Consider the following 20,124-nt stretch of genomic DNA (forward strand, 5'->3'; position numbering starts at 1 on the left):
TTCGATGTAGCTGCATTATAAGATTATCCTCAACATCCATCCACTCAAGCCTGTCAAAGCCCATAGCCTGATGCCATCTAGCTGTTATTTGTCCAAATATGGTACCCATCTGGTCAACTACAATGAACTCAACTATTCTTCGTCCGTCATGCGATACGATCGACCGACCAGGTTCTGACGCATGTCAGAAATGTTCTGATTCCTTGTAGAAGATACTCGTCTCGGATCGAACTGACCTGATCAGTGAGGGCAGTTTGATACTTTGAAAAGATGATACAAGTCTAAGTAATCTTCCCGAATTTTAAAATGGAAAAAAACAAATCAAAACTCCTATTTAGAGGGCAATGAGAACAATATCAAATTTATTTATTCACCACTATACTTCCAGTTTTTAATAAACAATAGTTTATCTTTAGAAAGTTGTAATACTCTATTTTTTGTGATTGTTTGTGCAGTCTCAGGATTATAAGAATTAATTTTATCAATTGCAATAAATATTTGTTTTTCACTTTCATTGTACAATTTAACTATATTTTCAAACGCTGGATTCTCAATATTTTTCAGTAAAGGTAAGTCGTGGGCTATTGCAGGTAAGCAAGTTAATTCCAGTATTGTCAAATCAAAAGTAATTAAGTTAGCAAATGCGGTGCCCGTACCTGTATCTCCATCTGTATTAAATAGATATTTATCACCTTTAATTTGTAAAGTTGGGGCACGTCTTTTGTCTTTGTAGATTTGGTTATTTAATTTACTCATCTGATCATTGATTTTATTACACATTTCATCCTGAAGTTCTTGTTTATGGCTTTTCAACTCATCAGAGTCTGACTTTATAGAATTCGAGATATCTATTTTCTTAGTATAATATCCATTTGCATTTTTTAGCTGTTTAATCTCCGAAGCTAATTGAATTACTCTATCAATCGCAAATTTTGGCGCATTGTTTATGCTCAACTTAGAATTAATCTCTGTATCAATACTACTAATTTGATCTGATATCTGTTTTATTTGAGTATTAAGTTCTTTTTTTGTTTTTTTAAGTTCCTCTTCTAGAATTTTTGTTAAAGATGAATGAAAGGAATCAATCTTTTTAATCTCATCAACATTTGTATCAGGAAAGAATTTTTTGAGGTTTGATAACTCTGGCTCAAGATTAATACTACTATGTGCGATATTAACTAATGTACGTTTTAGCCTATTTTCAAGAAGATTTTTTTTAACTGTTAGATCACTCTTTTTTGATTGTAATGATAGCACTTCTTTAGAAACTAGAGCTTCAATTTCAATGGATGCAGTAAGAATACTTTTTTTTAATTTATTAAGTTCATCATTTAAGCCATCAATTTTTTTGTCGTTTATTTTGAACAATTTCTTTGTTAATTTTGGAATCAAATTTTTCTTTGCTGCATCTTCTAGAATTTTCTTTTCTTCTTTAAGATTTTTAATCCGCATTTCTAATTCTTTAATACTGGTATATTTATTAAATAATTTCAACAATGCAATAATTGATGATCGTGCAGTTTCTTTCTCAAAGTATTGAATAGGTTTTTTTTCGTTAAGATTTTCTTTTCCATAAACACGAAAGTATCTACCAACCATATCTCTAAATGTGAGGTCTTCAATTTCTGCATTATATTTTTTTTGTAAAAGCGATGTGAATTGGTTAATTGACAGTACTTTGACGTTCAAATATTTCTCATTACAGAGTGAAACATGATCCGGATCTTCTGTAGAACGTATAAAATATAGTTTTTCGCCTGTAAAATCAAATTCAAATTTAAAAGAATGATGTCCTAAATTAACTACTACATCTTTGTTTTTACTTATATAATCCCTTCCACCAAACACAAAATCGATAATCATTAACATATTTGATTTTCCAATGGAATTAGAGGCGAGTTCATCTCCGACAATGGTGTTTAATCCTGAATGAAATAAAATTTCTTTCTGAGTGAATTTACTACATTCAATTTTTCTCAACATATTTTATTACCTTCTCATCCGGATCAAGTTCAATTTTTTTTATCGCAAAAAGAACATCTAATGTTAAAATAAATTGATTAATATCTTCAAACTTACTACTAAGATCATTAAAAAGTTGCTCTATATTTATTTTTCTTTCTAAGTTTAAAGATTCTAGCACATATGTCATTTTTGCGATTATACTACTTTGAAATGGAATTAATTTATTTGGCAAGATCATGAAAATACCTCACAGTCTTGTATAAAAAATGCAATCACAATTTCACACGCTCGTTTTGAATAGTGATTTGTTTTTTCATCTAACCAGTCAATTAAAGTATTATAAATATAATTTTGATCAGTATTTATTTGCTTACATTTAATATAAAATCCCTTAACTTGTGTAGCAATAAGTTCAAACGTAGATGGATCTAGTTTGTCAATTTCAATAAAATTATTTCTAACGAAAGAAAAATAGTCAACCACATCATTTGTAATTGTTCTTTTTATTAGATAGGGCATTGATTCATTAACTTTGTCATCAACTTTTAATGATGTGTAGCTAAGTGGTACTAATAGCTTGTCAATATTAGATTCATTTAGCATTTTTAATATATGTGAAATTTGGTGCTCTATGTTGAACAAGCTAAACTCTTTTTCAGCTTCTTTTTTTTCAATTAATCTTTTTTTTAATTGGTACCATTTCTGATATTCATCTATTGTGCGTGGAGTATCGAATATTCTATGACATTGTTTACATACTGCTATTACGTTATTTAAATCATTAACATCCTCACTTAATTTTTTTTCATTTTTTAATAATTCTCTTTCTTCAGGGCGAGGATTAGCGGGATAAATATGTGCTATTTCAAAAGTTTTATGTATATTACTTCCTTTTTTATGGGTCAAATTCCCCCCACAAATTGGACATCTACCATCAACCTCTTGAAATAATACTAATTTTTCATTTTCTGAAAATAATCTTCTATTATCTTGCACTACTTAACACCATCCAATCCCAATTTCTTAAATTACTTACCAATAGATTGAATACTGTTTAACTTTTTATTTTAGGAATTAGTCTTTTTTTAAGATCCTCTTCAACTTTTAATATCATATACTCGACTTGATCACCCCGATAAACAATTGAGGTTTCATAGCGACACCACGGGTCAGTCTCCTTACGACGAGCAGAAAACCAATTAAATGAACCTTCAATTAACATAGAATGATCTCGCCATAAAGACTTATTATGAATTCGTTTTGCAAAAATCACGTTAATTCCTAATTTCCCCAACAATTGTAGTGCTTCCGAAAAGAACAATCTTGGTGACCCATCTTTTTGATTCAGTTGAGGATCTGTGTAAACCGTAATGGATTTTCCATTATCTATAGCATCTTTTAAAGATTTTTCTAAAGGTTCATCTTTAATCACGATTGAAGAAAGAAAAGGAGACACAATAGTAAGTTCCTTCTTGGCTGTTTGCACACATCGAAGTAATGCAGCATTATGAGAAGGAACATCGCGGAGATATATGATATCTCTTGAATCTTCGATGAATTTATTAGGTATTTTTACGTTTTTAATCTCATTTTTTTCATTCGCGAATAAATAACGAGCCAGTTTACCTGATGGAGCAGGTGACTCTGAATTAAAAATTCCCATATCCCCAAAGACAAGAAAACTATCCTTGGCTCTCGATACTGCAACGTTGAGCATATTGACACCATGATCAAAAAAATAACCTGAGGTCGTATGAATATCATATACCGGAGAAAAAATAATAATGGGTCGTTCGGCTCCTTGTAATGCATGGACAGTTCCGACAACAACTTTCTCATAACCCTTTCTCTTTAATTTGTTCTGTATATCTTTTCTCTGTTTGGTAAACGGTGTAATTACAGCAATAATTTCATCTAGGCTTTTATTCGGGTAGAGCTTTTGTAAAAACAATTTATTATCCAAAATCCAATGAACAATTACATCTGCCTCTATTGGATTATTATGGCTTCCTCCGGAACTTTGCATTGTTCCCGGAATATGTGCATAACCCAGCGGTGGGAGCGGATAATTCGTGTTACTTTTTCTTCTAGGTTCCAATCTTCCCTGATAGGCCAGCTCATTACAATATTGTATGATCTCAGGAACACATCGACGATGTTCTGTCAGGTATAAGCCACGAATATCTTCAAATTTCTGGTATCTACTCGCACGTTGAGCAATAACCATGACCGAACCACTTGAAGCTGCCAATCCTTTATCAAAAAAATTGTCCATCTCCTCTAAGGAAGCCGCTCCTGAGCTAATGATATTGGCAACGTCGACGGTTTTAGGAATATCCCAAATCGGTTTAATTTGAAAGATATCCCCCACTGCTAATGCTTTTTTTGCAAGCGCAAACGAAGCTCCTGCAATCTCTGGCCTCACTTGACCAGCTTCATCTACAATCAACAGGTCAATATACTCATAGAGCGGGATATTTTTACCTTGCCATGCTTGAAAGAATCTCGGTAGTGAATGGAAAGTTGAAACAAAACAGGGTGTCAATTTTGCATATCTATGCCATCTTTTTTTTTGTTTTCTTTCTGCCTTGCTTTCATTGTAAGAAGTAGAAATTTGTTCACGTATTTCTAATAACCATTGCCCCTCCCAGTAATGCGTTGCCAATTTAAACGCTTTATACCTGGTTTTTGTATCCAATTCTTCAAGAAAGTCAGAATTGCTAGTTTCTAAATTGAGAAGTACCATGTAGTCGTGTTGACGACTCTTCATTTCTATTATCTTTTTATATAGATGTTGTATCTCTTCCAATTTTCCTGATTCATCGTTCAGGGAGCGCTTTCCTTCCTTCAGAAGGGATTGAATATAGCTTTCAAAATCTTGATCTTTATCGATGGGGAGTTGATGAAGCAAAAAAAATCCTTTGTTTCTTAAAGTTCTTTTTCTCCGAACAAACGGGATAATAGAAAAAGCAGAATACCACCAAGGTTCTGATACGTTAAAAGTATTCCATTCAATCTCAAGATCTTTGAATTTCTGCAATTCATTTTCTATTCGCTCGATTTTCTTTTTCTGCTGTTCCCTTGCCATATCAATTCCATCAGGATACTTATCATAAATTTTAGCATTTAATAGAGCAAATTGATGGACTGTTTCTACAAATCTCTGCATCAGATCGATGTTCGTTTTGATCTCTTGATGGATAAAGCTTACCGCTGAAGCCAAGTTATGAAATTCTTTTCGAGCATAGGTTTCACATTGTTTTATATAGTACTCTTCTGCTCTTCTGACATAGGTATCTGTCTCAATACTATGTGGAAAGTCAGTCTCATCATTCTTGTTTTCTTTACTGCTTGTATTAATCGAGACCATCTGCCAATTAGAACTTTTGCTTTTATTATATGCTGTTGCTGAAGGTAAATAGAGACCGTAGCTATGTATATCCGGTAGCCATCTTCCTTGCAAAGGATTAGGTACTTCCTCTACTTTTCCAAAGCTCTCAATAATATTTGTTACCGCCTGATTGTTAGTGGAAGTTGCTACAATAATCGGAGGATCAGTTTCCTTATAAGCGGCTTCAACCCACAAAGAAGCGACAATACTTTGTAATAATGTCGTTTTTCCGGTTCCAGGTGGACCATTTATCGCCAAAATATCTCCTTTATCAAGGGTACTAAAATGATGAATAGCTTCCCGTTGAGAGGGAGAGACAGGAAAATGATTGGACATCTGACCGCGGTGGTACTTAGCAATATCAAACGAATCCCACTGATTAAGTAAGGGTACTGTTACTTTATCTTCTTGATCAAGATATCGGGTTAGTAATTGAGGAATTTGCTCTCTTTTGAGAAGCTCATCATACAATTGAATAATTGCGCTTGACATACTAGATGCAACACCGTCGTCCTCACTTCTAGTCAATATTTTAGCTGTTTTCATTCTTTGATAATCTTCTAATGCAAAGTCGTCAATCTTTTGACTTGTAACAGAAGAAAACATTTTTTCCACAAAGCTCCACAAATCTTTCCAAGAATCAATTTGTGCTGAATTTACTGTCAAGAATTGGTCCAAGTCGCTAACATTTCCAATAATTGGTGTGTCTCCAAAACAAGGCTCCAAATAGTTTCTTGAAATCCATGGCAGAATTTCTTGATCTACAAAAAGTTCTCCAGCTTTATTTAATTTGGCTGGAACCCAAATTGGAATAACTGTTTCATATAAATTCCCTTTTGATTTTCCGTGATCATATTTTGATTTCAGAACTAAAGGACACAGTAGAACGTGAATTCCATTATTCAGACTACGTTCTCCATTTTTCATATTTGATTTAAAAAGACGTGTTACGATTACTTCATCATCAATTTTTCCGCTTCGAATAAATGATAGATCGGTGTCTGGAAACTCAGACAAATTTATATCTAATGACAAAAGATCAGCATCAGCTAAACTGTTTCGCCAATAATTGAGCATTTCTTTTACCTTTTCCATCTAACTCACTTCCCTGAAACTATTACTATTTATAAAGTATCTATTTTTTGATTGCGACATATTTTCAAATAATCTTTATATGTCAAATGATTATTCTCAAATATACGGATTGCCTCATCCCTCCATAACATATCTCCTTCCCCCGGGAAAGAGGAAATCAAATCTCGAAGAATTGAAATGGCATCTGTAGCAAATGTCAGAAAATCCTCTCTCTTTACATAATAGAGATTATCCGTATAATCTTTAGCAGCTGAATCTATTTTTTTCGCAGTAGTAATAAATATTTGTATTACTTCAGCACCTTTATCCAATTCACTTTCATTCTTTTTTATCCAATTAAGATGACTATTTGCTTCTGTAATGTGTCTTGGCGGAATTTCCTTTTCTTTGTTTGTATAAATTTTATCCTCCGAAACGATACATAAATGCCTGTCAATTATCCACCATGGATCTGGTGCCGTAGAAACTTTACTATTCTTAGATATATATCCTAAAAAGTTACCTAATTCCTGATGTCCTCGTTCAAATAAGGTTCCATCATTACTTGATAGTTGACTAATAACTTCCTTAGCCTTAATTTCAAATCTATTATCAACATTAAGATTATTATCCATGATGTAACTTTCAATTCTAATAATCATTTCTTGCATTCTACTATTATAAATATCGTCCGAATCACTATTATTGTTTTCATTAGTCAGTAACTTCTTAAACCATGTAATCGAATTTGTTAAATCGGAAGCCTTTTGCATCGATTCAATTGCATTATTTAAATAAAGTTGACTTTTTCCAAGCTCAGCATATATTTGATAATTTAAATAGCCCTTAATGTAATACCAAAAACCACGCAGACCTCTCAAAGGATTTTTGCTTAATGCTGCTATTATGTTGTCAACTTGGATCAACGCTCCTTCATAATCTTCTTTCCACAGATAAAATTGATATTTCACCTCATATTTAGCTGAATTTTGAAGAATTGTATTTAGTTCAGTTTCGGTACCACTATTTGACGATGAGATTATTGAATCTCTTTTGTGAATAATAACTTTTTCGGCACCCTGCCATTCAGAATCATCTTTGTCCTTTTCTAAAAAAAGCTTTAACATTTTATAAATATTTACTTCATCTTTATAATTTTTCATTAAATCAATTGAAACAAGAAGTTCAGCTTGGATTTCTGGTAAAAATCGTTTAATTTTTTTTGGAGATATTAACTCATTTTCAAGCTTATTATCTAATACTAATACTGCTTCAAAGTCAGTTTCAGATCTCGTGCATCTCCCTATAGCTTGTATAATCCTTGTTCGGATTCTCTCCTCAAAAAGAACATTTGAAGCGAGTCTTGAAATTATAAACTTTTCTTGTATATCGCTAGCATTAGGGAAATCCGTTATCACCATAAGTCTACATTTATTCTCATCTAAATCCACGCCATCGTAACGATTAGCAAGAACTGCAACTGCATTTTCGTCCGTTATGAACTCATTCATTTTATTCTCTAATTCTTTTCCAGAATATGTTTCACAAATTCCATTAAACATATCAATGATTTCTTTCTCACGATGATCATCCTTTACAAGGAACAAAATACGTGGTTGTATTTTTTTTAATTTATGAAAAAAGGCAACTCGATTTTCCTTGGAGATTGTCTGATTAGGGAAGATAAATAATCTTCTCCCTAAAGCACGGTTTTTGAAATCACTTACCATTGGTAAGCGAAAAACATCAGAAATTCCAGTTATTCTCTCTAACTCGCCGCTTTCTCCTAGTGTTGCCGACATATATATTCTTTGTTTTGCGTTAAAAAAGGCAGGGTTTGTATAAGTCGGAGGAATAAATGGACGAATTAGTATTTTTTTATTTGCTAAAAAAATATTACACGCCTTTAAGTGCCCTCTTAAATTTTGCCATGGATAATATAGTTTATTATCTTTATTACAATAGGTGTCAAAGATCGTTGTTAACTCATTAATGATATCTAACACTCTAATATTCGGATAGATATCATACCAATTTTGATCTCCGTTATTCTCAACTAACTTTAATAATGAATCTTCATTAATTCCTTTACGGAATAATTTTGCCAATGTAATAAACAGCTGTTCATTGTTTTCCTTGTCAACTTCAATACTCCAATTTTTAGAAATATAATTTTCTGAGCTATGTGCATCATCAAAGATCAATACGTCAGCATCTCTAAAAAAGGAGTTTGTATTAAAGATTGAACTATAATTAGTAATCGCTATTGTTTTCGCTGTATTGTAATCAACGTTGTTTTCATAATCATAATCATTTTTAGATCCAGTAAAAGCACATGCAGTTAAGCCATAATATTTAGCTTTTTCTTCAGTTTGCTTAACTAGTTGATTGTTCAAACAAACAAATACAACTTTTTCATTTTCTTTTCTTCTTCGATATTCACCTATTAAAAGTCCTATTAAAGTCTTTCCACTACCAGTCGGCAACTCTATAGCAACATCTTTTTTATCATAGCCTTTATCCATATAAGCATTTATCATATCTGTTTGATAATCTAGAGGGCCCTTAATTTTTTTCTTTTTGTTATCTCTATACATTTCTTGAGGTGAGCTATAGTTAAACTCATTAATACTGTCTTCAATATCAAACAGGCCCATCATCATCCCTGACCTTCCTTATATAATTTTGAGATGTAAATATTAAATAACTTACAGTGAGATGTGTTTATATCATTTATTCTCTGAATACTGATTGATTAAAAATAAATTTCTTAATGATTGATGAAGATTATAAATGCCTTAGATTTTTTAGTGCTAAGTAGTTAGCGCTTTATAACTATTAATGCTATTTTACAGCAAAAAAAGGTTGGATTATAGTAAAGATGGAAAATTATAGTTACTATTCACTCAATTTGTTTTAATAGCTACTTAATTAGTTAATATCTTGAAAAAGGAGTGAACATCGTGAATTATTGGAATCAATCCCCAGGATTACTAATGATCAAAGAATCGAAATATATGAGGGTATATGGAATAAACCCATAAAAGAGGTAGCAAAAAAATACGACATCTCAGATACTACTCTCAGAAAAAGTTGTGGGTTATATGGAACTCCTCTTCTATACGCAGGTTACTGGGCCAAAAAGAATCATGGGAAAGGCGCTGAAATTACACCATTGCCACCTATTGATAACCATTCAAAAGCTTATGTAACCAACTATCATTTGAAGTTTATTTCTGGGTTAAGCAATTACAATTATGATGACCTGCTCGCTCTAAAACCGTTAGAAATTTTGGCCGATTCTTCAAAATCCCTTCTCACTCAACATTTGCAGAAGATGAGTGTTCTTGTTAATCCCGATACCTATCATGAATACATAAAGAAACAGATTCAAGAGGATAAGAACAAGAAATTAAAAGCTGAGGCGTTAAGCAAATTATCGAAAACATCCTATAAACGACGAAAAGCCGTCGAAAAAAAGTTTCCAACCAATCACGACCGACAATTACCTGTTTATTGCTCAAAGGACAAAATGGCTAGAGCTTATTCGCTTCTTACAAATTTGTTTACTGTTACCGACCGCTACGGCCTACAGCGGACTTTCACCGCCAAGTTATCGCCCATGCCGGGTGCACCAAAAAAATCAGAACTGACAATAAGTTCTGATTCATAAATACAATGATCTAATACAGTGCGATTTTATGATGGAAGTATTTCTTATTCTCCTATAATGTATGGGTTCACTATACCTATTCTTTTCTCTGCTTAGTTAGAAATAAAAATACACCAAGCAACACAAAAAATCCACCAATAATTTGCATGATAACAACATGTTCGCCTAAAAGAATAACAGCTAAAATTGTTGCTCCAACAGGTTCACCTAAAATACTCATAGATATTGTTGCAGTGTTTACATAATTTAATAACAAATTATAGATCACATGTGCAATTGTAGGAAACAAAGCTAATAATAGAAAAATTCCCCATTCTTGGGAGCTGTATCCACCAAGGGCAACGCCTGCAAAAAGGTTGTATAATGTTAATGCAAAAGCCGCAAATAAGAATACACAAAAGCTGTATATCCAATGAGAAATTTTCTTTACAGTATTCTGCCCAATTAACAAATAACTGACAATTGCTATAACGCTTAAAAAAGATAAAAAATCACCAATAATAACATACTTACTTAGCCCAAAGTCACCCCATCCAACCATAACAACTCCTATGATAGAAATTCCTATGGTTACTAAAGTAGAAAGCTTTGTTTTTTCTTTGTAAACAAGAAAGCCTCCTAATAAGGCAACAATAGGTTGCAAAGAAAGGATAATGGTTGAACTAGCTACAGTTGTAAGTTTCAAGGAACCAAACCACAGAGCAAAGTGCAGCGCTAAAAAAACTCCAGAAAGAGTTAAGAACAGCCAATCTTTTTTAGATAGTTTACTAAATTCTCTCCTCTTCCTCCATACCATAGGAAGTAATAGTACACAAGCTAAATACATGCGATACATACTTATTACAGTAGCAGGCGCATGAGACCATTTTACAAAAATTGATGCAAAAGATATTGCAATCATAGAAACTATTAACAATAATCCTACAGATGATGAGCTATTTCTTTGTTTCATTTTTCCTCCTATGTTTAATGTCTCCTAAGAGTATTAATTAACACAACCTTTTATAAAAACTCATAGTAAGAACATATTAGCACAGAACTCCTACAAATAATTAATTAGATCTGCTCTGCTTACTTGAATACAAATTCCCGGATTTAAAATCTAAGTGCAACACATCAAGATTACACAAATAGGCCATGGAGACCTAAACTTAAAGTGCCAAAACTCTAAAGAAAGGAAATCTCCATGACCCAATCTAAGAATAGCACTGCCCAGCATTACCAACAACTCACACCAGAAGAAAGAGGCGCAATTCAAGCGTATTTGAACGCGGGTAAGTCAAAAGCCGAAATCAGCCGTCTGCTTCATCGCAGTCGTAGTACCATCTCCCGCGAAATCAAGCGGGGCATGGTTCAACAGCGTAATCATGACTACCTCTTTGTCTATCGATACTACGCTGACACCAGCCAGCTCTTTCATGAACGGGCCCGTCAAAAATGCCATTCTAAGGGCTTAGAAGAACGCTGCCGGTTGTTCTTCAGGATGTTCACAAAGGCGCTCAAACGGCGTCCGCGGATTGAAAGTGTGGACAGTTATATCCATGTCTTCAGACAAGCGCATCCAGACCAGCTCTGTCCATCAACGCCGACCGTTTACCGCTACATTGATCAAGGCCGGTTAGACGTGAAGAACATTGATCTGCCGGCCAAACTGAAGCGTCATGTGAAAGCCAATCACCCCAATCATTCACGTAAGAATAAGCGCTTGGCGGGCACCTCAATTGAAGAACGGTCAGACGTCATCAACGACCGGAAACGCTTTGGCGACTGGGAAGGTGATCTGGTTAAAGGCAAGCGCCAGGCCAGTGAACCAGCTCTCATGACGTTAACTGAACGACAGTTGCGTTATGAACTGATTGTGAAGATTCCCAACTACCACGCTGACACCTGTTTGGAGTATCTTCAAAACGTTGTCGACAAGCAGCCTGAGCTCTTTAAGACCATCACCTTTGACAACGGTTCTGAGTTCAAACTCTTAGATCAAGTCAAGGGCCCTCAGATCTACTTTGCCCACCCTTATTCACCCTGGGAACGAGGCAGTAACGAGAACCAGAACGGTCTGATCCGGGAGTACATTCCTAAAGGCCAGTCACTACATGGCTTCTCTAAAGATGCTATTGCTCAGGTTCAAGAGGCACTGAATCAGAAACACCGCAAGTTGCTCGGCTATGCCAGCGCCGCCGAGCTTATTGAGGCCGAGCTAGCTTGCTAGCTCACGGCCTGACTCCATGGTTGTTGCGCTTGATTTGACATTCCGGGCTTTGAATACAAATTCTCGACAGCGCCCTACACGGCATTAATATTCCATAATTATGTGCTTATGGGATACTAATGCCGTGTAATTTGTATATTAGATTTTGAAGTCTAAAATCATTTGAAGCAAAGCGGAGTTCAAGTAATCCTGTAAGTCCCTATCTAAAAAGTAATATCCGCTGCTGTATTCGTCGGTAAGTACTGTTGTCGATAGTTTGGCCATATAGCCTTCATAATGTTTCAATATATAATGAACAGCTATGGTGTCGCCTTCACATGCAACTTGGATAATAGGAAAAGGAATTAGTCGTTTATTGTTTTTCATAGCTCTTCCTCCAATAGTGTTTTTACGTTCTCTAAGGCACTATGGCGGTTGCGATAAACGGTGCTGCGATTGACCTTTAATTCATTTGAAATTTCTACATCGGACATTCCCAAGTAATAGAACATTAGGATAGTATTACGCTTCCGCTCTGGTAACATATCTAATGCCTTCGCAATTTTATTGTTCCTCACTTCTACGTTAAACGACAATACTTGATACATTTGGCTATCCAGATGATAAGTGTCAAATATGGGCAACATTTTTAGATCAATATTGGAGATCTCTGAAAAAAGAGCTTCATGATTATAACGTCTGCCCCTAGATCGGCGATAGTTGCTTTTTGAACGAATTAATGTTTTTCTTGCAACATAATCAAATTGAAATTGGGTCGTCCTCTGAAAGTCGTCCTGCATTAGATGTTTATTTTCTTCTAAAGATACTCTATTGAAAGAAGATGGCCTCATAAATATCACCTCCCTTTCGAGCCCCAAGAAATGAGAAAAATTGTTTTACTTTCCTCTTTCACATTGACTCTCACCGGATGGATGATATTTGTTGCAGAAAACTTATCTTTAAACAAAAAGCCGCACAGGAATCGTTTGTGCGAGCTTTATGTGTTCATATTTTCTAAATTGATAGCTATCTTTGTATTGTAAAAAACGTTCAAGCAAGTTCGCACTTTGCTAAACGCATCGGATAATTCTTGAATACGTTAATTTCTTGCAGGTGTTAAGATTTCTGGTCTGACTATCGACGACGCGAAACGGCCGAAGGAGCTAGAGAAGGCAGCGCGTGAACCCGATCTCGGGCTATACCAATAATGCCAATTTGATCTTTATCAACAAATGGACGCATACACATAATCAACAGCTGCACTAAAATCTTCTACAAATAGATCAGGCTTTACGCAACTCACATTGTGCTGATGTCAATCACGAATCGATATCTTACATCTGAAGCTAATACGCGTTTGTACGCTTTGTTAATTTGGTCGGGGTCAGCTGAAATGACCTCAATCTGAGGAGCAATGTCATGTTCTGCACAGAAATCCAGCATCTCCTGGGTCTCATGGATACCTCCAATTGCAGAACCGGCAAATGAACGGCGCTGACCAATAAGTGAAAACACGTTTACCGACAGGGGCTCTGCGGGCGCACCAACATTTACTAGAGTACCATCTAGATTCAGCAGTGAGAAATAAGCCTCCATATCAAGCTTTGCACTTACTGTATTAATAATTAAGTCAAAGGAACCGGCAAGTTTTTTGAATGTATCTGGGGCGCTCGTAGCATAGTAGTAGTCTGCACCGAACTTTAAGCCGTCGTCCTTTTTCCTCAATGTCTGTGAAAGAACGGTGACCTCTGCACCCTTGGCATGCGCAATTTTAACAGCCATATGGCCAAGACCACCCAGTCCGACAACCGCCACTTTCTTACCCGGTCCGGCTTGCCAATGGTTCAGCGGTGAATACGTTGTAATACCGGCGCAGAGTAACGGTGCAGCCACATCAAGTCCAATATGATCAGGGATCCTGACCACAAAGTTCTCGGTCACGACAATATGGGTCGAATAGCCGCCTTGAGTCGGTTCGCCGTATTTATCAACACCAGCGTAGGTAGGGGTCATTCCATTAAGACAGTATTGTTCTTCTCCATTAAGGCAGTTCTCACATTCACCGCAGGAATCAACCATACATCCGACCCCTACCCGGTCACCGACCTTGTACTTTGTGACCTCTGGACCGACATCGGCGACAATTCCTGCAATCTCGTGTCCGGGAATGAGCGGATAGTGCACAGCACCCCATTCGCCATGAGCCGTATGAATGTCAGAATGGCATATACCTGCATATTTAATTTCAATCAGAACATCATGCACATCAAGATCACGTCTTTTAATTTCAGTCACTCGAAACGATTTGTCCGGACCATCGACAGCTCGTGCTTTAGCAGTGATCATTAATAAAACCTCCTAGAATTCATCCATCTTTTTTTCTCTTACAAAATAATTTCAATCCTTATAGTTAACTCTAAGTCAAATGATCAGCTTATATTCCTTTCTACTCGAATTGTTAAAAGATCATTTTTATCGACGCCGCTGATCTCGTTTACATGTAAGATCAACCAAATGGCCCATTTCGTTTTTCTTTTTGAGAAAGATCTTTCATGACGCATTGGTCGGTTCACCAATCAATTGACGAAAGTACAGATAAGCGTTCTGCATCTTGAGCTGTATATGTCCGGTCTTCCCTATAGATCATCTGCTCGTACTGTTCGGAAAGCATAAGCATTCAGATCTAACTTGATCAACACGTTCTGCAAACTCAAGCAAAGTCTCCGAATCCGGCCTGATGATTCCATCCAGTCGAAGAATTCTAAAAAGTACACGATAGGAACGCTGAAAATCATTGTTGTTGCCCAGCAAATTACGTGCAAGACTCCTCCTAAAAAGCAAACGCATCATTTTTTCCGTGTCAAGAAAATGGCAAGTACGCTGATCATTCTAATCTTGATCGTGTTTTAATCTTAATACCAGCCAAATAAGCTTTCGTTTTTATCCAGTGCTTCTATTTTTCTCATATCTTCTTCACATAAGGAGAAATCGAACACATTGATGTTTTCAACCATTCTCTCTTTATGCGTTGATTTCGGAATGACGATAATATCGCTTTGGATCAAAAATCTCAAGATTACCTGGGCTACCGTTCTGTTGTGCTCCCTTGCTATACCAGCTAAAATCGGGTTTTTAAACATATTTGCTTTGCCCTCGCCAAAGGGGGCCCATGCTTCCAAATAGGTGCCATTCTTCTTATAAAGAGCTCTTAGATCCCTATTTTGGTAAAATACATGGGTTTCTAGTTGATTGACCGCTGGCATAATTTCACAGTGATTAATGATGTTGTCAAAATCGCGGCCGTAGAAATTACTCAGACCAATAGCCCGTACTTTGCCCTGCTTAACGGATTCTTCCATCACCCTGTAGGTGGCTAGGTCGTTTCCCATCACCCAGTGGATGAGCAGCAGATCAATATAATCGGTTCTCAGCTTTTCTAGAGATGCGTCGATCAGACCGGTGACATTCCGGTTGCTTTGAATTTTGGTCGTAATAAAGATTTTGTTTCTTGGGATGCCGGAAGCTGTTACCGCTTCGCCCACGCCCGCTTCATTGCCGTAGTACTGCGCGGTATCGATCAGACGATAGCCAGTCTCCAAAGCATCCATTACACATCTCTTGGTGTCGGACAACGAAATCTGATAGACACCAAACCCCAATATAGGCATCTCCACATGATTGTTCAGTTTTACCGTTTCCATCATGGGTTCCTCCGCACGCTTCAATTGTGTATCGCCGTGATTGTTACCGCCGCGCCATCCGGGAGCGCGCTTAGCTGGTTCGTAGTCGCGTCAATTCTGCCCAGCGGCACTTTTCCTGCCCAATAACCGATGTGGCCGTAATACAGCGCGACCCAATTGCCTGGCTCATAGTAACCGACCTCAGGATAGCCTGGATTGTCACCGGCTGGCGCACCTTCCATTGAGAGTGGTTTTTGCAGTCTAACAATCTTTTCATCCCATCCAGCATAATTATTGACCGTTAAAGTAAGCGGAAGCTGGGAATAGAAATCGTTTGTGGTTGGGTTGTTGTACAGATCGACGGAAAACGTTTTATCTCCAATCTTTATCGCTATTTTTTTGCCGCTCAGCTTTCTCAAACCGCTGTTCGTGGGGCTTTCCACCATGCTTCTTTTTGATGTACTGCTGGCGGACTCGCCGCTGCTGGACTTGCTGCTGGTGGATGCGCTAGAGGCCGACTGCGTGCCTGATTGCCCGCAACCCGTCAAAGAGAAGCATACAAGCGAAAGCGCGAGAAACAGCATAACACCTTTCTTTTTCAAATGAATCAGCACCTTTCTTTTCTATGTTTTTCATACCAGCCCAATAAGCTCTTGTTTTGATCCATGATTTATTTGAGTTTGCCACCGTATACTGGGAAGATACTCGCCTCACCGTAATTTTTAATGCGCTCCACTTCTTTCAGCGTCTCCATGTCAGCATCGGAAATCTCGAAATTCAAGGCGGCATTGCTGCGCATGTGCGCCGGGTTCGCCGTTTTCGGCAGTGGCAGCGTGCCAAGCTGCAGGCAGTAGCGGATGCACAACTGCGGTACGGTCACACTGTACTTTTCGGCCATGGCCGTGATCTCCTGACTCTTCAGGATTTCACCATGGGCGACAGGTGAATATGCCTCCACCAGAATCCCTTTGCTTTGTGTATAATCAATCAGTTCAAAGGGAGTGTTGCTGACATGGGCAAGAATCTGATTGACCATAGGTTTGACAGTGCCGTGTTCCAGCAAATTATCCAAGTCCACCTGCTCAAAATTGGAAACACCAATGGCACGGAGCTTGCCAGCCTGGTATGCTTCCTCAAGCGCACGCCACGCCTCCCGGTTGCCCTCGAAAAAATGATCGTCCTCATGGAAATCCGTCCAAGGCTGTGGTGCGTGAATAATCATCATATCAAAATAATCCAGACCAGATGTTTTTAGGGAACCATCTATGCCAGAAATTGCCTCTTCATAAGTCTTATACGCGGCTTCCAATTTGGTTGTAACAAAAATCTCCTCACGAGCAACACCACAGGTACGAATGCCTTCACCAACGCCTCGCTCGTTTCCATAGCCCTCAGCAGTATCAATATGGCGGTAGCCAATCTTGACCGCATTCCGAATTGCCTGTGCAGCCTTATCATCTTCGATTAACCAGGTTCCCAGACCCAGCTTCGGGATCTTCACTCCGTTAGAAAGTGTATAAGTTTCATCAAAAATCATGTTTCTACTCCTTTCAATCTGCACTATCTTTACAACTCAAGGCCCTTGTTTGACTTTAGTTTTCTGATTAAAAAATCCATGCAGTACAACTTGTCCTGTTTCGCATGAACATCGGATAGAAGTTTGGAACGATGGGACAAGAGAATCCATTTTTCTTTATCCGTCTGCCCCGAACGGAAGCTCTCCATGAACTGTTCAATCATCTCCGATTCCATTCCTGACTCCTCCAAAGCAAGAAGTATCTCCTGCTCATCAACAATTGGACTATTCAACTTCACACCTCCTATTATTTATTATGCTTGGAAAAGGAGGAATTACAAATACTTATATTATATGATTTTCCATACTTTCTATTTATGGATTGCTGTGGTTTAATAAAGATAACGGAGGTGTTATTATGGATATTCGTATTTTGAAATATTTCCTTGCAGTTGCACAGGAAGAAAGCATTACAAGAGCTGCCGAGGTTTTGCATACCTCTCAGCCTAATCTTTCTAGGCAGCTCACTGAGCTTGAAGAGGGAGTGGGTAGAAAGCTGTTTGAAAGAGGCAGCCGAAAAATAACACTGACAGAAGAAGGTATGTTCCTGCGCAAGCGCGCGAAAGAGATTGTCGAACTGCTGGAACGGACAGAGGCAGACCTTAGCTTATTCAATGAAGCGACAAGCGGAGTGATTCACATAGGTGCTGCCGAGACCCATGCCATGCGGCTTTTGGCTGATGCCATACTGTCACTCAGAAAAGCGCACCCACAGATTCAATATGATATTTTCAGTGGCAGCACCATAGAGGTAACAGAGCAGCTTAATAAAGGATTACTTGATTTCGGAGTTCTGGTTGCACCTGTAGATTTACAGAAATATGATTATCTCAAGTTTCCGATCAATGATATTTTTGGAGTCATGATTCGAAAGGACAGTCCCTTAGCAAAACTTAACTCTATTTGTCCGGATGACATAAAGAATCAACCAGTTCTATGCTCAAGACAACAACTGGATGGAAACGTTCTATCCGGCTGGCTAGGGGACGACTCCAAAAACCTGAATATCGTTTCCACCTTCAATCTGATAACGACACCCGCAATGATGGTAGAGGCTGGACTTGGACTTGCTTTTACCTTTGACAAACTTGTGAACACCACAGGGGACAGCAATCTATGCTTCCGCCCATTGGAGCCAAGGGTGGAAACAGAGCTTTATCTTGTCTGGAAAAAATATCAGATGTTTACGAAACCAGCAAAAGTGTTTTTGGAAGAAGTGCAGCGTAGTATATTCTAAGACAAAAATCAGTCAATATGTGTAAGCGTCAAATAGCCCCACCTTGAAAAGTAGAGCTATTTGACGCTTACACAATATCAATATAGAAATCTCCACGAATAATTGCGTTAATTCCAGTCTTTATTGCATAACTCCCTTGATGAAAAATTTAATAACCAGGGTTACAGGAGTCAATATTCTCTTTTATTGCATTTAGAACTTCTTCTCGGTTGTCTCTTAATATTTGATTATCATCATCTAATTTAATTGTTTTGTGAAAGTAATTAAAATACTTCTGTAATTCAGCCTTATGGATCCCTCCATTCACATATTTAGTATATCGCATAATCAATTGTTTCTATATTTAGTGGTAAAAAAATTTTCTGGATATGGCGTTCTATTTCTAAGCACCATCTATATATTTCTTTTTCTCAAAATCTTTCGTTACCTGCTATTTAACAATCATCCAATTTCTGTCCTTTTTCAATGTCAAATCGAATTGTGAAATCTGCATTGCCTTTGTCTGCTGATCAAGATACATCACGGTTACTGAAGATTGTACTTGACTGCCCGCTTTCCGATACACCGGATTGATCAGCTCTGAAAAGACATAGTCCTTACCAATCGGTTTCAGCACACTGCCTTTGACATAATAGGACAGTTCTTCTTGACTTGCAGAAGGGTAGAGTTTAAAGAACGTCTTTAAAAATTCGTTAAGTTCCTCTATAGTAGTTTCATCAACCGTACCGTCACTTTCTACTGCCTTTGGCTCGTAATCGGACTTCCCAGGAATCCCACAAATAGTGGGATTCTTTATGATAACCATGTTTCCACTTTGATCCACATAGACCATCACTTCATAGGAGGCATTCACTGTCTTTCTCGTTTTACCCTCCGTTATCAATTGGTCAATAGAAAAGATGACAGCATATTTGTGGTCATTGATTCGTCCCACCCTCCAAATTTCCTCATCATTAACGGTGGAAGAAGTGGGGATGTCCCTACGAATGGTATCGGTGTTTAAATCCTGTAATGCTTTAGTCAGATATCCATTGAGGGATTCTGTCCGTCTGTCTATTGAATTCTGATTGTTTTCCCACGAATAATAGACCTTGGCAAAGTTTTTGACAAAATTTTCGATTGAACTCGTATCTACTACCTGTTTTTCAATCACTTTAGTTTCATGAACAGTGTGCACATTTATTGCAGTAAAATTTTTGTAGATGCCAAAGGCAACACTGCTTATCAGCAGTATCCACAGGAAAATGACCCCCTTCCTGTGAGGGCCAATTTTCACCACATGGACTTTTTTGGGCTTGAGTTGCTTTTCCTTTTTTCTTATTTTCATCTTAAATCTC

The 20,124-nt window shown here is 37.2% G+C and carries 17 protein-coding genes; 3 read left to right on the top strand and 14 right to left on the bottom strand.

From position 1 onward, the window contains the following. Positions 1-366: 366 nt before the first annotated feature. Genes COP04_RS17535 through COP04_RS17555 form a run of 5 tightly spaced genes read right to left on the bottom strand, consistent with a single transcriptional unit; the run spans position 367 to position 9,093 of the window. A complete protein-coding gene (locus tag COP04_RS17535; protein WP_100489202.1) occupies positions 367-1,983 on the bottom strand; it encodes a DUF2326 domain-containing protein in 1,617 nt (538 codons plus the stop codon). After that, the gene (locus COP04_RS17540) at positions 1,967-2,203 is read right to left on the bottom strand and encodes an ABC-three component system middle component 7 (protein ID WP_100489203.1); all 237 of its coding nucleotides are present in this window, start codon (positions 2,201-2,203) and stop codon (positions 1,967-1,969) included. Before COP04_RS17540 ends, COP04_RS17535 begins: the two co-directional genes overlap by 17 nt. Further along, positions 2,200-2,961 (bottom strand): ABC-three component system protein, encoded by a 762-nt coding sequence (locus COP04_RS17545; protein ID WP_100489204.1) that lies wholly within the window; start codon positions 2,959-2,961, stop codon positions 2,200-2,202. The genes COP04_RS17540 and COP04_RS17545 overlap by 4 nt, the downstream gene beginning before the upstream one ends. Before the next feature lie 58 nt (positions 2,962-3,019). Then, complete coding sequence (locus COP04_RS17550) at positions 3,020-6,451, bottom strand: AAA domain-containing protein (RefSeq protein ID WP_100489205.1); 3,432 nt, start codon at positions 6,449-6,451, stop codon at positions 3,020-3,022. Positions 6,452-6,480: 29 nt separating this feature from the next. Further along, positions 6,481-9,093 carry a DEAD/DEAH box helicase family protein gene (locus COP04_RS17555; protein ID WP_100489206.1) on the bottom strand — a complete coding sequence of 871 codons (2,613 nt, stop codon included), beginning with the start codon at positions 9,091-9,093 and terminating at the stop codon, positions 6,481-6,483. 308 nt (positions 9,094-9,401) lie between these two features. Here COP04_RS17555 and COP04_RS17560 point away from each other — a divergent pair, with 308 nt between their 5' ends. Further along, a complete protein-coding gene (locus tag COP04_RS17560; protein ID WP_100489207.1) occupies positions 9,402-10,103 on the top strand; it encodes a hypothetical protein in 702 nt (233 codons plus the stop codon). A 76-nt stretch (positions 10,104-10,179) separates the two neighbouring features. On the opposite strand, the gene COP04_RS17565 is transcribed toward COP04_RS17560, so the two are convergent. Then, positions 10,180-11,055, bottom strand: a complete 876-nt coding sequence (locus COP04_RS17565) for a DMT family transporter (protein ID WP_100489208.1) — start codon at positions 11,053-11,055, stop codon at positions 10,180-10,182. A gap of 234 nt (positions 11,056-11,289) precedes the next feature. On the opposite strand from COP04_RS17565, the gene COP04_RS17570 reads away from it, so the two are divergent. Beyond that, complete coding sequence (locus COP04_RS17570) at positions 11,290-12,315, top strand: IS30 family transposase (RefSeq protein WP_100487473.1); 1,026 nt, start codon at positions 11,290-11,292, stop codon at positions 12,313-12,315. Positions 12,316-12,453: 138 nt separating this feature from the next. Here the strand turns inward: COP04_RS17570 and COP04_RS17575 are convergent, their stop codons facing one another. The 7 genes from COP04_RS17575 to COP04_RS17605 all read right to left on the bottom strand — a co-directional run bounded on the left by COP04_RS17575 (position 12,454) and on the right by COP04_RS17605 (position 17,783). Further along, positions 12,454-12,681, bottom strand: coding sequence for a helix-turn-helix domain-containing protein (locus COP04_RS17575; RefSeq protein ID WP_100489209.1), 228 nt, complete (start codon positions 12,679-12,681; stop codon positions 12,454-12,456). Continuing rightward, the gene (locus tag COP04_RS17580) at positions 12,678-13,145 is read right to left on the bottom strand and encodes a sigma factor-like helix-turn-helix DNA-binding protein (RefSeq protein WP_100489210.1); all 468 of its coding nucleotides are present in this window, start codon (positions 13,143-13,145) and stop codon (positions 12,678-12,680) included. The genes COP04_RS17575 and COP04_RS17580 overlap by 4 nt, the downstream gene beginning before the upstream one ends. Before the next feature lie 448 nt (positions 13,146-13,593). Beyond that, positions 13,594-14,640, bottom strand: a complete 1,047-nt coding sequence (locus COP04_RS17585) for an NAD(P)-dependent alcohol dehydrogenase (protein ID WP_100489211.1) — start codon at positions 14,638-14,640, stop codon at positions 13,594-13,596. Between the two features lie 566 nt (positions 14,641-15,206). Continuing rightward, on the bottom strand, positions 15,207-15,995 hold the full coding sequence (locus COP04_RS17590; RefSeq protein ID WP_100489212.1) for an aldo/keto reductase: 789 nt from the start codon (positions 15,993-15,995) through the stop codon (positions 15,207-15,209). Between the two features lie 20 nt (positions 15,996-16,015). Next, on the bottom strand, positions 16,016-16,576 hold the full coding sequence (locus tag COP04_RS17595) for a cyclophilin-like fold protein (protein ID WP_100489213.1): 561 nt from the start codon (positions 16,574-16,576) through the stop codon (positions 16,016-16,018). A gap of 68 nt (positions 16,577-16,644) precedes the next feature. Then, positions 16,645-17,511 (bottom strand): aldo/keto reductase, encoded by an 867-nt coding sequence (locus COP04_RS17600; protein WP_100489214.1) that lies wholly within the window; start codon positions 17,509-17,511, stop codon positions 16,645-16,647. 29 nt (positions 17,512-17,540) lie between these two features. After that, a complete protein-coding gene (locus COP04_RS17605) occupies positions 17,541-17,783 on the bottom strand; it encodes a hypothetical protein (protein ID WP_100489215.1) in 243 nt (80 codons plus the stop codon). 125 nt (positions 17,784-17,908) lie between these two features. Between COP04_RS17605 and COP04_RS17610 the strand changes: the two genes are divergently transcribed. Further along, complete coding sequence (locus COP04_RS17610; RefSeq protein WP_100489216.1) at positions 17,909-18,787, top strand: LysR family transcriptional regulator; 879 nt, start codon at positions 17,909-17,911, stop codon at positions 18,785-18,787. Positions 18,788-19,217: 430 nt separating this feature from the next. Here COP04_RS17610 and COP04_RS17615 read toward each other — a convergent pair whose 3' ends face one another. After that, the gene (locus COP04_RS17615; protein WP_100489217.1) at positions 19,218-20,114 is read right to left on the bottom strand and encodes a conjugal transfer protein; all 897 of its coding nucleotides are present in this window, start codon (positions 20,112-20,114) and stop codon (positions 19,218-19,220) included. Between the last annotated feature and the right edge of the window lie 10 nt (positions 20,115-20,124).

Origin of the sequence: Sporolactobacillus pectinivorans, from assembly GCF_002802965.1 — a bacterium.
GTDB classification, from domain to species: Bacteria; Bacillota; Bacilli; order Bacillales; family Sporolactobacillaceae; genus Sporolactobacillus; species Sporolactobacillus pectinivorans.

Excerpts from the sequence above, each read along its gene's own strand:
- COP04_RS17585 (WP_100489211.1), bottom strand. The coding sequence starts at position 14,640 with ATGATCACTGCTAAAGCACGAGCTGTCGATGGTCCGGACAAATCGTTT.
- COP04_RS17555 (WP_100489206.1), bottom strand. The coding sequence starts at position 9,093 with ATGATGATGGGCCTGTTTGATATTGAAGACAGTATTAATGAGTTTAAC.
- COP04_RS17570 (WP_100487473.1), top strand. The coding sequence starts at position 11,290 with ATGACCCAATCTAAGAATAGCACTGCCCAGCATTACCAACAACTCACA.
- COP04_RS17615 (WP_100489217.1), bottom strand. The coding sequence starts at position 20,114 with ATGAAAATAAGAAAAAAGGAAAAGCAACTCAAGCCCAAAAAAGTCCAT.
- COP04_RS17550 (WP_100489205.1), bottom strand. The coding sequence starts at position 6,451 with ATGGAAAAGGTAAAAGAAATGCTCAATTATTGGCGAAACAGTTTAGCT.
- COP04_RS17610 (WP_100489216.1), top strand. The coding sequence starts at position 17,909 with ATGGATATTCGTATTTTGAAATATTTCCTTGCAGTTGCACAGGAAGAA.
- COP04_RS17580 (WP_100489210.1), bottom strand. The coding sequence starts at position 13,145 with ATGAGGCCATCTTCTTTCAATAGAGTATCTTTAGAAGAAAATAAACAT.
- COP04_RS17590 (WP_100489212.1), bottom strand. The coding sequence starts at position 15,995 with ATGGAAACGGTAAAACTGAACAATCATGTGGAGATGCCTATATTGGGG.
- COP04_RS17565 (WP_100489208.1), bottom strand. The coding sequence starts at position 11,055 with ATGAAACAAAGAAATAGCTCATCATCTGTAGGATTATTGTTAATAGTT.
- COP04_RS17600 (WP_100489214.1), bottom strand. The coding sequence starts at position 17,511 with ATGATTTTTGATGAAACTTATACACTTTCTAACGGAGTGAAGATCCCG.
- COP04_RS17540 (WP_100489203.1), bottom strand. The coding sequence starts at position 2,203 with ATGATCTTGCCAAATAAATTAATTCCATTTCAAAGTAGTATAATCGCA.
- COP04_RS17535 (WP_100489202.1), bottom strand. The coding sequence starts at position 1,983 with ATGTTGAGAAAAATTGAATGTAGTAAATTCACTCAGAAAGAAATTTTA.
- COP04_RS17575 (WP_100489209.1), bottom strand. The coding sequence starts at position 12,681 with ATGAAAAACAATAAACGACTAATTCCTTTTCCTATTATCCAAGTTGCA.